This is a genomic window from Streptomyces sp. NPDC048600 (genome assembly GCF_055587025.1).
In genome coordinates, this window is sequence record NZ_JBVJGZ010000004.1 from 74,491 (window position 1) to 87,057 (window position 12,567).

At 72.3% G+C, this 12,567-nt stretch carries 13 protein-coding genes; 5 read left to right on the forward strand and 8 right to left on the reverse strand.

Features of this window, described 5'->3' with window-relative positions:
* Positions 1–148: 148 nt before the first annotated feature.
* Positions 149–1,234, reverse strand: a complete 1,086-nt coding sequence (locus ACZ6SQ_RS06525; RefSeq protein WP_469557322.1) for a DUF5937 family protein — start codon at positions 1,232–1,234, stop codon at positions 149–151.
* Between the two features lie 100 nt (positions 1,235–1,334).
* On the opposite strand from ACZ6SQ_RS06525, the gene ACZ6SQ_RS06530 reads away from it, so the two are divergent.
* A complete protein-coding gene (locus ACZ6SQ_RS06530; RefSeq protein WP_469557324.1) occupies positions 1,335–2,537 on the forward strand; it encodes an MFS transporter in 1,203 nt (400 codons plus the stop codon).
* A gap of 111 nt (positions 2,538–2,648) precedes the next feature.
* On the opposite strand, the gene ACZ6SQ_RS06535 is transcribed toward ACZ6SQ_RS06530, so the two are convergent.
* The 6 genes from ACZ6SQ_RS06535 to ACZ6SQ_RS06560 form a co-directional block, all read right to left on the reverse strand.
* Entirely contained in the window at positions 2,649–3,467 is an 819-nt protein-coding gene (locus tag ACZ6SQ_RS06535) for an ABC transporter permease (RefSeq protein ID WP_469557326.1), read from the reverse strand.
* Positions 3,464–4,456 carry an ATP-binding cassette domain-containing protein gene (locus tag ACZ6SQ_RS06540; protein ID WP_469557328.1) on the reverse strand — a complete coding sequence of 331 codons (993 nt, stop codon included), beginning with the start codon at positions 4,454–4,456 and terminating at the stop codon, positions 3,464–3,466. The genes ACZ6SQ_RS06535 and ACZ6SQ_RS06540 overlap by 4 nt, the downstream gene beginning before the upstream one ends.
* Positions 4,457–4,563: 107 nt before the next feature.
* Positions 4,564–5,406: a DUF4097 family beta strand repeat-containing protein gene (locus ACZ6SQ_RS06545; protein ID WP_469557330.1), complete on the reverse strand. Its 843-nt coding sequence runs from the start codon at positions 5,404–5,406 to the stop codon at positions 4,564–4,566.
* Positions 5,407–5,521: 115 nt separating this feature from the next.
* Positions 5,522–6,040 (reverse strand): toxin-antitoxin system HicB family antitoxin, encoded by a 519-nt coding sequence (locus ACZ6SQ_RS06550; RefSeq protein ID WP_469557332.1) that lies wholly within the window; start codon positions 6,038–6,040, stop codon positions 5,522–5,524.
* A 264-nt stretch (positions 6,041–6,304) separates the two neighbouring features.
* Entirely contained in the window at positions 6,305–6,994 is a 690-nt protein-coding gene (locus tag ACZ6SQ_RS06555; protein WP_469557334.1) for a GAF and ANTAR domain-containing protein, read from the reverse strand.
* Between the two features lie 149 nt (positions 6,995–7,143).
* Positions 7,144–8,214, reverse strand: coding sequence for a YihY/virulence factor BrkB family protein (locus ACZ6SQ_RS06560; protein WP_469557336.1), 1,071 nt, complete (start codon positions 8,212–8,214; stop codon positions 7,144–7,146).
* 82 nt (positions 8,215–8,296) lie between these two features.
* Here ACZ6SQ_RS06560 and ACZ6SQ_RS06565 point away from each other — a divergent pair, with 82 nt between their 5' ends.
* Both ACZ6SQ_RS06565 and ACZ6SQ_RS06570 read left to right on the forward strand, forming a co-directional pair.
* Positions 8,297–8,734 (forward strand): hypothetical protein, encoded by a 438-nt coding sequence (locus ACZ6SQ_RS06565; RefSeq protein ID WP_469557338.1) that lies wholly within the window; start codon positions 8,297–8,299, stop codon positions 8,732–8,734.
* 407 nt (positions 8,735–9,141) lie between these two features.
* Complete coding sequence (locus ACZ6SQ_RS06570) at positions 9,142–9,870, forward strand: GNAT family N-acetyltransferase (protein WP_469557340.1); 729 nt, start codon at positions 9,142–9,144, stop codon at positions 9,868–9,870.
* Between the two features lie 146 nt (positions 9,871–10,016).
* Here ACZ6SQ_RS06570 and snpA read toward each other — a convergent pair whose 3' ends face one another.
* A complete protein-coding gene (gene snpA / locus ACZ6SQ_RS06575; protein WP_469557343.1) occupies positions 10,017–10,676 on the reverse strand; it encodes a snapalysin in 660 nt (219 codons plus the stop codon).
* Positions 10,677–10,858: 182 nt separating this feature from the next.
* On the opposite strand from snpA, the gene ACZ6SQ_RS06580 reads away from it, so the two are divergent.
* Together ACZ6SQ_RS06580 and ACZ6SQ_RS06585 are read left to right on the forward strand one after the other, a co-directional pair.
* Positions 10,859–11,947 (forward strand): LysR family transcriptional regulator, encoded by a 1,089-nt coding sequence (locus ACZ6SQ_RS06580; RefSeq protein ID WP_469557345.1) that lies wholly within the window; start codon positions 10,859–10,861, stop codon positions 11,945–11,947.
* A 255-nt stretch (positions 11,948–12,202) separates the two neighbouring features.
* Positions 12,203–12,559 (forward strand): PRC-barrel domain-containing protein, encoded by a 357-nt coding sequence (locus ACZ6SQ_RS06585; RefSeq protein ID WP_469557347.1) that lies wholly within the window; start codon positions 12,203–12,205, stop codon positions 12,557–12,559.
* The last annotated feature ends 8 nt before the right edge of the window (positions 12,560–12,567 follow it).

A 12,567-nucleotide genomic window follows, 5' to 3' on the forward strand; every position in this document is an offset into this window, starting at 1 on the left:
GCGGGGCGCCTGCAAGGCGCCCCGCACAGCTGTGTCGTCACATTTCAGCCAAACACCGGATTGATCGACACTGATGGGCTCCACTGACAATCAATCAGTTAGAGGCAGTGCACGGCCACTTGGGATGGTGGCGCTCGAGGACGGCGGTTCAGCGCAGGACGGCCGCCAGCAGGTCGGTGCCCAGGGCCGTCAGATCGGGCACGTTGAGGGTGTGACGGACGTAGCGGCCGTGGCGTCGGGCGGTGAGCAGGCCCGCGCGGCGCAGCACGGCGAGGTGGCGGGAGACCTCCGGCGGCGAGAGCTCCCAGGCGTGGGCGAGTTCGCCGGTGGTGTGCGGGCCGCGGGCCAGGGTGCGCAGCAGCCGCAGCCGTACCGGATGGGCGAGGGCCTCCAGCCGCAGGGTGACCGTCTCCAGCGGTACCGGCTCCGACGGGGTCGGCTCGGCCACGGGGTACTGCACCACCGGCTGCCAGCCGGGCGCGTGCACCACCGCCAGGTGCGGGCGGCCGAAGACGCTGGGGACGAAGGTGACTCCGGTGCCCTGGGCGGAGGTCGCCTTGTCCTGCAGCTTGTCGACGACGATGCAGTCGCCGTCCGGCGCCAGGGTGACCGCGCCCGAGACCGACGCGAGCGCCGCGGCGACGCCCTGGTGTCTGAGCAGGTCGTTCTTCAGGCGCAGATCGCCGGCGAGGCGCACGGCCACACCCGCCCAGGCGGCGTCGAAGAACGCCTCGGCGCACTGTTCGAGGGTCCGGCGCACCCGTGCCCGCACGGCGGCCGGGTCCGAGAGCAGGCGTTCCGCGAAGGCCTCCTGACGCGGGCCGCGGGCCTGTGCCAGGTCCAGGGCCCGCTCGCGCGCGGCCGCGTCGGTGAGCGGTGACGGAACGGCGAGGTGCGCCCGGTTGCCGCCGCAGGTGATGACGAGCGCCGCGGTCACGTACCGCTCGTCGTCGATCCGGTCCACGTCGTCGAGTTCCTCGGCGAGGGTCGGCCGCGGCCGGGCGGGGATCAGGAAGTCGGCCTGCGAGGAACGCCAGAGGAACTCGGCCTCCCGCAACCGCTCGGCGAGCTCCGGCGGCAGCGCGGCCCACACGTCCGCGGCCCAGTCAGCGAGCTGCGGATGGTGCCCGGGTTCGGCGAGCACATGCAGCATCGCGGTGAGCTCCGCCAGCGGGGACGCGGCGAACAGCAGCCGCTCGGACGGCAGTCCGCCGATGTCGATCCTCAACGTCATCCTCCGATCATCACGGTCGCGACGGCCGACTGCAGCGTCGATTGACGGTCTCCGTCAACCGACGTGCCCGGCACGGCCGCCCCGCGCACCGTGTGACGCCATGGCAACCCTGACCAAGACCGGCCCCCGCGCACTCGTCCGCGCCTCCGGAGGCCCCCGCTACGCCGTCGCCCTGGCCGTCGACGCCCTGGGCACCGGACTGCTGCGGCCCTTTCTCCTGCTCTACGGCGTGACCGTGCTGAAGCTGTCCGCGCCGGTCACGGGCCTCGCCATGACGGCCGGTGTGGTCGCGGGCCTGGTGTGCATGCCCGCGGTGGGCCACTGGCTGGACCGGGGCGCGCGCAGCACGGTCGTGGCGGCGTCGATGCTGGTGCGGGTGCTGGGTGTGGCGCTTCTGCTGGCGACCCCAGCCGGGCATGTCTGGCTGTTCGCGACGGCGGCGCTGTTCCTCGGGATCGGCAACCAGGCCTGGCCGGCCGCCCACGCGGCGCTCGTGGCCACCGTCGCCCGGGGCCGGGAACGCGACACCGCCCTCGCGGCGGGCCGTGCCCTGCGCAACGCCGCCCTGGGCGTGGGCGCACTGCTCGCCATGGTGTGCCTGGCGGGCGGCACGACGGCACTGCGGGCGCTGGCGGCCGTGACCGGTGTCGCCTACCTCGCCGCCGCGGCACTGGCCGGGTCGGTCCGTCTGCGGGCGCATCCGGCCGCAGACGGACCGGCCGAGGGCGACGGGCCCGCGCCCCGGATGCGCGCGCTGCTGGCCGCCAACGTGGTCTACGTCTTCTGCCTCAACGTCCCCGAGATCGCGCTGCCCCTGATCCTGGTCACGCAGCTGGACGCGTCCCCGGTGTGGTCGGCGGCCGTCTTCGTCACCAACACCGTCCTGGTGGTCACCCTCCAGGTCCCGGTGACCGTCGCGCTGTCCCGCTTCCCCCGGCGGACGGTGCTGGCCTTCGCCGGTGTCGTACTCGCCGTGTCCTACCTGGGGTTCCTCGGGGCCGCCTCGCTGGGCCCCGGCTGGGGTGCCCCGGCCGTCGCCGCCGTGTCCGTGGTGTGCACCCTCGGCGAGATCGTCTACGCCGGGAGCGCCACCGCCCTCGTCACCGTCCTGGCCCCGGCCCGGGTCCTCGGACGCACCCTCGCCCGCTTCGAACTCTCCACGGGCCTCGGCCTCGCGGTGTCCCCCGCGGTCATCACGGCACTCGCCCCGCACGGCCCGGCCGCGCTGTGGGGCAGCCTGGCCACCGCGACACTGGTCTCGGCGTCGGCGGTGGCCGCCGAGAAGGACACGGAGACCCGCTGACGCGCTCCACGCACGGGACCGCGCCCCGACGGCGTCCGCCGGGGCGCGGTCCCTGCTCGTGACGAGGGACGAGGTCCGTCTCTCCGAGGTGCGCCTCGTTGAGGCCCGCCTCTACCGCGGGTCGCGGTCGAACAGTGACTTCGACCAGACGTACCCGAGTGCCGTGAGGGCCAGGCACCAGGCGACGGCCAGAAGGCCGTTGTGGCCGATCTCGGTGCCGAGGAGGAGGCCCCGCAGGGTCTCGATGGCCGGGGTGAAGGGCTGGTACTCGGCGAAGGGCCGGAACCAGCCCGGCATCGCGTCGACCGGGACGAAGGCGCTCGACAGGAGCGGCAGGATCATCAGCGGCATCGCGTTGTTGCTGGCCGCCTCGGCGTTGGGGCTGACCAGGCCCATGCCGACCGCGATCCAGGTGAGCGCCAGGGCGACGAGCGCCAACAGCCCCAGCGCCAGGAGCCGTTCCAGGGCGGTGGCGCCCTCGGCCCGGAAGCCGATGGCCACGCCGACCGCGCCGACGAGGACGACGCTCATCACGCACTGGATCACACTGCCGGCGACGTGTCCGACGAGGACCGACGCACGGTGGATCGCCATCGTGCGGAAGCGGGCGATGATGCCCTCGGTCATGTCGTTGGAGACGGAGACCGCCGTGCCGATCGTCGTGCCGCCGATGGTCAGCATCAGGATGCCGGGGACGAGGTAGGCGATGTAGGCGGAGCGGTCCGGACCGCCGTCCGTGATCCCGGCGCTCATCACGTCACCGAAGACGTAGACGAACAGCAGGAGCAGCATCACGGGCGTGAGCAGCAGGTTCAGGGTGAGGGACGGGTAGCGCCGGGCGTGCAGGAGGTTGCGGCGCAGCATGGTGGCCGAGTCGCGCACGGCGAGGGTGAGCCTGGTCGGGCGGGCGGGGGCCAGGAGGGAGCTCATCGGGCGTCTTCCTTGGTCTGGTTCGGCTGCCCCGGCACGGTGCCGCCGGTCAGGGCGAAGAACACGTCGTCGAGGTCGGGGGTGTGCACGGTCAGTTCGTCGGCCTCGACCCCGGCCGCGTCCAGCCAGTCGAGGATCGAGCGCAGCTCGCGCTGGGTGCCGTCGCTGGGGATGTGCAGGGCGAGGGATTCGTCGTCGCGTGTGGTCTCGCTCAGGGCGGCGGCGGCCGACCGGTACGCGGCCGGGTCGGTGAAGCGGAGCCGGACATGGCCGCCGGGGATCAGACGCTTCAGCTCCTCCGCGGTGCCCTCGGCCGCGATCTTTCCGTCGTTCAGCACCGCGATCCGGTCGGCGAGTTCGTCCGCCTCCTCCAGGTACTGCGTGGTGAGGAAGACCGTGACGCCGTCCGAGACCAACTCGCGGATGATTCCCCACATGTTGTGGCGGCTGCGGGGGTCGAGGCCGGTGGTCGGCTCGTCGAGGAAGATGATCCGCGGGCTGCCGACCAGGGTCATGGCGATGTCCAGGCGGCGCTTCATCCCGCCCGAGTACGTCGAAGCCGGCTTCCCCGCGGCCTCGGTGAGGTCGAAGCGGGCCAGCAACTCGGCGGCGACCCGGCGTCCCTCGGCCTTGGACAGGTGGTGCAGGTCCGCCATGAGGAGCATGTTCTCCTCGCCGGTGATCAGACCGTCCACCGCCGAGAACTGGCCGGTGACACCGATCGCCGCGCGCACGGACTGCGGGGCGGTGGCGAGGTCGTGCCCGGCTACCCGGGCCTGTCCTGAGTCGGCGGAGATGAGCGTGGAGAGGATCTGCACCGTCGTGGTCTTGCCCGCGCCGTTCGGGCCGAGCAGGGCGAACACGGAACCGGCGGGGATGTGCAGATCGATGCCGTCGAGGACGGTCTTGTCGCCGTAGGACTTGCGCAGACCGGTCGCGGAGAGAGCGGCGGGTGACGGGTGACCGTCCCCCTGCCTGGACGTGGGCATGACAGATGAAGGCATGGGGCCCTCCGGTGGAAGGGGTGGGGTGGGACGGGCTGGAGGCGGAGTGCGCCGAGGGCGGCCGGCAGGGAGGACCGCCCAAGGACCAGAGCTCAGGCGCGGGCGCGGCGGACGTCGATGTTGCCGTACCGGGTGCGGGCGTGGACCTTGACGGTGTCCTCCGCCTCCTGCGGGGTGTCCGACGCGGTGAGCGAGTTGCGCACCTGACCGGAGCCCGCGCTGACGTCGAGCCAGGCGGCGGTGCCCTGCCGGATGCCGATGTCGATCGCGCCGTAGGAAGTCTCCAACTGCACCGTGCCACGGGCCACTTCACCCACCCGGAGGGTGCCGTGGGCGGTGGTGGCGGTGACCGAGTCGTCGGCACGGGCGATGTCGATGTCACCGTTGGCGCCGCTGACCCGGAGTTCAGCGGTCGCGGCCCCGACGGTCGTGCTGCCGTGCGAGTTCTTCAGCACGGCCGGGCCGTCGAGGAGGCCGACGCGCACGCTGCCGGAGCTGGTGGTGATCTCGGCCTTGCCCTCGACCTGGTCGACGGTGATCGAGCCGTGCGACGCGGTCAGGTGCAGCGGGCCGGTCGCGTCGAGGCGGACGTCGCCGGACGAGGTCTTCACACGGACCTCGCCGAGCCGGCCCTCACCGAGCACCTGGGTCCAGGACCCGGACGTGTCGATCCGCGAGCCGACGGGCAGTTCGACCGACACGTCGACGACACCGGTGCGGCCGAACAGGCCGGACTTGGGCGTCCGGACGTTGAGGACACCGCCCACGTACGTGACCTCGGTCTGCCCTGCGGTGCGCACGTCCAGGTCCTTCTTCGGGTCACGGGGCCGCACCTCGACCACCGTGTCGGCGCGCTCGCTCGCGGTGAACTGGATGGAACCAGCCTCCACACGAGCGGTGACCGTGATCGCTTCGGGGGTTTCGAAAGAAGGCATGACTGTCCCGTCCTCTTGAGTCCTCGGGGCGTCCCTGCTGGTGGGACGTGGTGTGGGTGAAGTGGTGCGGGGGTGGTGGAGCGCAGCGCCCTTGCCCGGATGGCGGCGCGGGCGGCTAGCGCACCCAGCCCGTGAAGCTCTGGCCGATGCTCTGGGACCTCTCCGTCGCACGCGGCCGGGTGCCGCCGTCGACCGCGGCCGAGACGGCCCGGACGAGCCACGCGTTGACCGACAGGCCCTCGCGGTTCGCGGCCTCCTCGGCGCGGGCCTTGAGCTGGGCCGGCAGACGCAGGTTGACGCGGGCCGTGCCACCGTCGTCCCCCTCGACGGGCACCTGCGCCCGGAGCGGTTCGGCGGGCCCGGCCGGCTCCGCGGGAGCGCTGTCGCCGACGGGCGGCAGCGTCACCACGAAGTCGGGGTCCAGCCCCCGCAGCCGTACGTCGACCGAGCCGGGGGCGAGCTCACGGGTGATCTCGTCCATCGCGGCGGAGAGCACATGGAGCATGGTCAGCCGGGTCGCCGACTCCAGCGGAGCGGTGAGCCGCTCGGCCAGCTCACGGGCATCTTCGCCGCCGGCCTCGGCGGCCACCGCGAGTTCGCGACGAAGGGTGTCGACATACGGGGTGAGGTCCATGACGCAATGATGGCATCACTTTGGCGCCAAAGGCAAGCATCAGTGGCACCACTCAGGGCCGCAAAGTGACGCCAGCCCATCCCACCTGCTGAAACAGCTGAAAAATGACGGGCACCGGGGTGACGTCACACCTCTTCACAGTCCCCCGAGGGTGCGCAGTGGCACCACCTGACACCTGATGGCGCCATGCCGGCGCCCAGTGGTGCCACGTGGAGCACCATCGGGTGCCAGCTCAATGCCACGCAACGCCACACCGGGGCACCGTCAGGACAGGCCGCCCTGCTCACAGATCAGCCGGGCGACCTCGCGGAGCTTCATGTTCCGTTCCTGGGAGTAGCGCCGCAGGACGTCGAAGGCCTGCTCCTCGGTGAGGTCGTGGCTGCCCATGAGGATGCCCATGGCCTCACCGATGTTGTGGCGGGTCGCGAGGGCGTGCTCCATCTGGGCGTGTGTGCGGGCGGCGGAGAAGGAGACCGCGGCATGGGAGGCGAGCAGCCAGCCCATCAGCTCGCTGGCCTCGGTGAACGCACCGGGCTTACGGGAGTAGACGTTCAGCGCGCCCAGTTCCTCGTCCTCGGTGTACAGCAGGAAGCCCATCATGCTGCCGATGCCGAGCTCACGCGCCTGTGGGGTGAAGGAGGGCCAGAACGGCTGCCCCTGGGTGAAGTCCTTGATGCGGAACACCCGCTCGCCCAGCCGGGTGCGGGCGGCGTCGAAGCAGGGACCCTCGCCGAGCCGCTCCTGAAGCCGGTCGCTGTCGACGACCAGCTGCTCCGAGGGCGCCAGCGACTCCACCTTCGTACCGTTCAGCACCAGGATGCCGGCGGCGTCGCAGCCCTCCACCAGTTCGGTGGCGGAGCCGGTGATCCGTTCCAGCGTGGCGTCGACCGAGGTCTGCGCCAGCAGGTCCCGGGCCATCGACGCCATCTGCTGCGCGAAGTGAGCCCAGTCCATCGCGTTCCACCTCCCTGTCCCGAGTCCGGACCGGCGAAGCCGTAAGCCCAGCATTCCACGCGGGCCCCCGCACAGTGGAGTCGAAGGCCCCGGCCCGGGAGGCGGGGGGCGGGGCGGGGCGGGGCGGGGCCGACGTACGGTACGCCCGGTCAGACGGCGCCGTCCCGCAGGCGTCGCAGATCCTCCTCGTCCCAGGTGCGGGTGTCGCGCGGCCGGGTGTACGGCTCGGCCTTCGGAGGGTGTCCGCCGGCGATGGCCCGCTGCCGCGCGGTCTCCGCGTCGAACTCCAGGCCGAGCAGGATCGCCAGGTTCGTGATCCACAGCCAGACCAGGAAGACGATGACCCCGGCCATGGTGCCGTAGATCTTGTTGTAGGAGCCGAAGTTGGCGGCGTAGAAGGCGAATCCGGCGGAGGCGGTCATCCAGATCACCAGGGCCAGGAAGCTGCCCGGGGTGACCCAGCGGAAGCCCTTCACCCTGGCGTTGGGGCTCGCCCAGTACAGGATCGCGAGCATGACGATCACCAGGAGGACCAGGACCGGCCACTTGGCGTAGGACCACACCGTCAGCGCGGTGTCCCCGACCCCCAGGACGTCCCCGGCGCGGCGCGCCAGGCCGCCGGTGAAGACGACGATCAGGGCGCTGGCCACGGCGAGGATCATCAGCACGACGGTGACGCCGAGCCGGATCGGCAGGATCTTCCACACGGGGCGGCCCTCGGGCATGTCGTAGACCGCGTTGGACGCGCGGATGAACGCCGCCACGTATCCGGACGCCGACCACACCGCCAGGACCAGCGCGATCACGGCCGTGAGCGAGCCGACCCCGGCGTGCCCCTGCACCTGCTCGACGGCCGAGGTGACCATCTCGCGGGCCGAGGCGGGGGCGAGCTGCTCCAGGTTGTCCACGACCTTCTCGGTGGCGGACCTGTCGACGATCCCCAGGAGGGACACCAGCGCCAGGAGGGCCGGGAAGAGGGACAGCACCCCGTAGTAGGTCAGGGCCGCGGCACGGTCGGTGAGCTCGTCGTCCCTGAACTCGCGCACCGCGCCCTTGAACGCCCGGCCCCAGGCCTTGCTGGGCAGCTCGGTCGGCGCGTCGGGTGCCTGCCGCTCGACCTCCGGGGCGGGGCCGGTCTCAGGCGCCGGACCGGGACCGGTCTCCGGCCCCCGGGCCTCGTCGGGGTCGCGGTGTCTGTGGGGAAGATGCAGTCTGGCCATGGTCACCGGGTAACCCGCGGGGCATCCGTCACGCCTTCGGGATGTCCCGGAGGCGGGGACGACGACCGGAGAGGGGAGCTGCATGAGCGACCACCAGGACGGCCCCGACCGCGCGCACCGGCGGCCCGACGGCGTCGACGACAGGACCGTCGAGGCGCTCGGCTCACTGTCCAAGGCGCTGGAGACCACCGAACGCGCGCGTGGCCGCCTCTACGACTTCCACCAGCTCACCGGCGGCGCGGACGCCGAGCTGGACCGCGCGGTGCGCCTGCTGCGGGAGGCCGGGCATCCGGAGTGGGCGGACCGGATCGAGCAGGAGATCCTGGGGCGCAACGTCATCCCCGGGCACTGGACCTTCCAGATCGTCGAGGCCTACGACGACACGTACTACGAGCCGTTCCGGCGGCTGGAGCGGGGCGCGGTGGGGGAACTCGTGGGCGGGCGGGACCACCTGTACGAGGCGGAGATGAAGGAGTCCCGCCGCACCCGTGGACACCCCGATCACACGGCACGCCCCTGAGCGTGGCGCGCCACTGCCCTGAGGTCCGCGGGGGCCGCGGGGGCCCGGGTGTCAGGGTGATCGCGCCGTGCCGCTCCGGGCGCCGGACGGCCTGCCGTACGTATGCCCGAAGTCCGACCGGGAACGCGAGGAGGGGGCGCCGGAAAGTGCGGTTCGGGGCCGTCGGCGGCGGGACAGAGGCGCAGGTGAGCGGGGGGACACGACCATCCTCCGACGGCCGGGTGAATTCTGTGGTCGACAACGGAGCGTGGGGCTTGTGGAGGGGTGCCCTGTGGCCTTCTACTGTCCTTCACGTCCTCGTTCCTCGTGCAACGGGACGTCGAGCACATCCCTTTTTTCCTTTTCCCTCTCACCGGGGCGCCGGTGAGTTGCAGCGTTCCCCTCCCCCCAGAAAGACCGAAGGCCCCGTGCCCGTTTCCGTCGTACTCAGCGGCCGCCTGGCGCGGCTGGAGCCCCTCGCTCCGCATCACGTGGAAGGCCTCGTCCAGGCTGCGGCCGAGGACCGGACCTCGTATGCGTTCACGCCCGTGCCGCACGGCCTGGACGCGACTCTCGGTTACGTGGATCAGGCGCTGGCCGATCAGGCGGCGGGCCGAGCTGTGCCCTATGCCGTGGTCCGGGCGGACGACGGACGCGTCGTCGGTTCGACCCGCTTCCTGCGGCTGCACTACTGGCAGGGCCCCCTGGTGTGGCCCGCCGTGCCGGACGCCCCTCCCGGCAACCCGCTCTCCGCCGTCCCCGACGCCGCCGAGATCGGCAACACCTGGCTCTCCTCCCAGGCCCAGGGCACCGGCATCAACACCGAGGCCAAGCTCCTCATGCTGCGGCACGCCTTCGAGACCTGGCACGTCCGCCGGATCTCCCTGCGCGCCGACGCCCGCAACCTCCGCTCCCGCGCCGCGATCGAACGGCTCGGCGCGACCTGCGAGGGCGTGCGCCGCGCCCACTCCCGGGGCCTCGACGGCGTCGTGCGCAACACCGCCTTCTACTCGATCCTCGACGAGGAGTGGCCGGCGGTCCGGGGCATCATCGAACTCCGTCTGGCCGCGGCGGGAGCGGCGGCGAGCTGTCCGCGAACGCCGGCCGGGCCCACCTCCCGGCAGAGCGGCCTGGGCGAGCGGCTCGTCCCGGCCTAGGCCCCCCTGCCGGACCGGGTCCGAGGCCCTGAAAAACGCGCCGGTACGGACCGCGGTCGGCGCCGCGGTCCGTACCGGAGGTGGCCGGGGTGCGGGAGCCGGCCGGATCCGGCTGCTGTGGGGTCAGCCGGGGTGGGTGCGAGGGGTCAGCGCGCCGTTCGGGCGAGGGCCTTGGCGAGACCGTTGGCCCAGAGCTGGTTGACCCGGGCGCGCTCGGTGGCGTTCGGGTAGCGGTTGGTGCAGGACGTGCCGGGGCCGCCGCCCGACATCAGTTCGCTGCACGGGCCGCTGTAGTGATCGGGCAGACCCAGGACGTGGCCGGTCTCGTGCGCGGTGACGCGGATGGAGTCGTACTGCCGGTTCTGGGCGTAGTCGAGGAAGATGTAGCCGCGGCCGTGGCCGTTGGTGGAGGCGTACGAGCCGCGCGAGTCGTTGCCCTCGTAGAAGGCGAAGTCGCCGCTGCCCGAGGTCGCCTGGAGCTTCACGTTCGACACCGAGCTGTTCCAGATGGAGGCGGCGCTCGATATCTGGTTGCGGAAGCTCGGGGCGTTGGTGGCGTTGTAGTAGACGGTCACCGCGAGCAGGGAGGGCTGGGCGGCCTGCCGCTTGGCGACCGAGTTCACCACGGCCTCGAAGAACGCCTTGTCGGCGGCGTTCTCGGCGGTGCCGACATAGCCGGCGGCGGTGCGGGCCGGGGCCTCCACGGGGGTCCGGGCGCTCGCCGGGCTCGCGGTGCCGAGGGCGGCGGACGCCAGGCCGAGCGCGAGGACCAGAAGTCTCGTGGAGTGCTTCGAGCTGATGTGCATGCGGGGGGCTCCTACTCGTCCTGTGGGGTTGAACGATCGGTTGCCAGAGATTCTCAGGCAGTCAACCCGGCCGCGGATGATGGCACTTGGGGATAGAGCGGAGCTATCGGTGGCCGACTCGTCCACTTTCGTTGGAACTTGAACATCTGGTGCGGCCACCCGCCTCGCCCTACGCTCCCTGCATGGAGCTCGAGGTGAGGCACTTGCGCGTTCTCTGCGCCATCGCCGACACCGGCAGTCTGCACAAAGCGGCCCGTGAACTCGGCATGGCCCAGCCCTCGTTGAGCACCCAGCTGCGGCGGATCGAGAGCACGCTCGGCGCCCAGCTCTTCGTCCGTGCCCGCACCGGCTGCCGGCCCACCCCGCTGGGTCTGGTCGTCCTGAGCCGGGCCAGGCCGCTGGTCGCGGAGTTCGCGGCGATCGTGACCGAGGCCAGGGCCGCGGCCGCCCGGTCCGCAGGCGGGTTCCGGCTGCGCATCGGCGCCACGGCCAGCCGGGCGGTCCCGGGCTGGCTGAGCCGGCTGCGCTCGCGCTCCCCCCGGCTCGAACCGGCCCTGCAGATGAACGTGTCCGCCAACTCCCTGCTGGCCATGGTCGCCTCGAGCCGGCTGGACATGGCGTTCGTGCACGAGGTGGAGGGCAGCCCGCTGCGCATCCCGCCGGGTCTCGCCCTGCGCGTACTCGTCGAGCGTGAGCCGCAGTTCGTGACGCTCTCGGCGGACCACCCGGCCGCGTCGCGGCGGCAGGTGCGGCTCGCCGACCTGGCCGGAGACCGGTGGATGGTCGACTCCACGGTCGACGGCGAATGGGACGGCCTGTCCCGGGTGCTGCGGGCCGCCGGGCTGGAGCCCGAGCTGCTGCACGGCGACTACCTCAGCGCGTACTCCCTGGCCGCCATCGGCGAGGTGGTCACCGTCAGCCAGCCCACCGCGCATCCCCGCCCCGAGCTGGCGATCCGTCCTCTGGAGGGCGACCCGATCGGGGTACGGCTGCTGCTGGCCGCCCGCTCTCAGGCCGAACTGGACGAGGTGTACCCGGCCTTGGAGGAGGCGTACTGGGACGTGGCCCGGCAGGCGCCCGCCTATCTGGAGTGGCTGGAGCGGACGCGCTCACCCCTCGCCCGGAACGCCCCCGGCACGCCGGGCACCTGGGCGAGCCTCGGCCCGGGTCCCACGCCGCACGGCCACGGGCAGCTCCCGGACCGCTCACCGGTGACCTGCGGCCCTCCGCCGGCCGGGCCCGACCGGCCGGGTTCCCGCGGACGCCGGTGAGGCCACCGGCCCGCCGCCGCGATCGTGTGCCCCAGCTCGCCACTGTGCCCATGTGCCCCGGCACGGCCCGCCGCCGCGTCGTGTGACCCGGCCCCTGGCCGTGACGTGCCCCCGGGCGGGACCCACTCCCGCAGATCGTTCCGTCGCGCGGGGCGGGGGCTTTCCCCGCACCCTGGATGCATGAGCCGCCGCGACGCGGTCACCCGGCCGACAGGGACCGCGGACGGCGGGCGCACTGGACACGGAGGCCAGAGGATGATCCAGAATGCCGACATCCGGGAGTGGCGCAACCACGACGTCGTCGACCAGCGGGGCAAGAAGATCGGCACGCTCGAATCGGTCTACGTGGACACCGCCACGGACGAGCCGTCGTTCGCCACCGTCACCGTCGGACTGCTGACCCGGCACCGGCTGGTCTTCGTCCCCCTCACCGACGCGACCGTGGGACCCGGCTATGTGAAGGTCCCCTACGACAGGGCCCTCGTGAAGGAGGCCCCCTCCATCGGCACCGACGGGGTCCTGCCGGCCGAGGAGGAGCCCCCGGTGTTCGCGCACTACAAGCTCGACTACGCCACCGGATCGCGCGGCGAACGCCGCCTGGCCCGCCGCTGACGTACCGG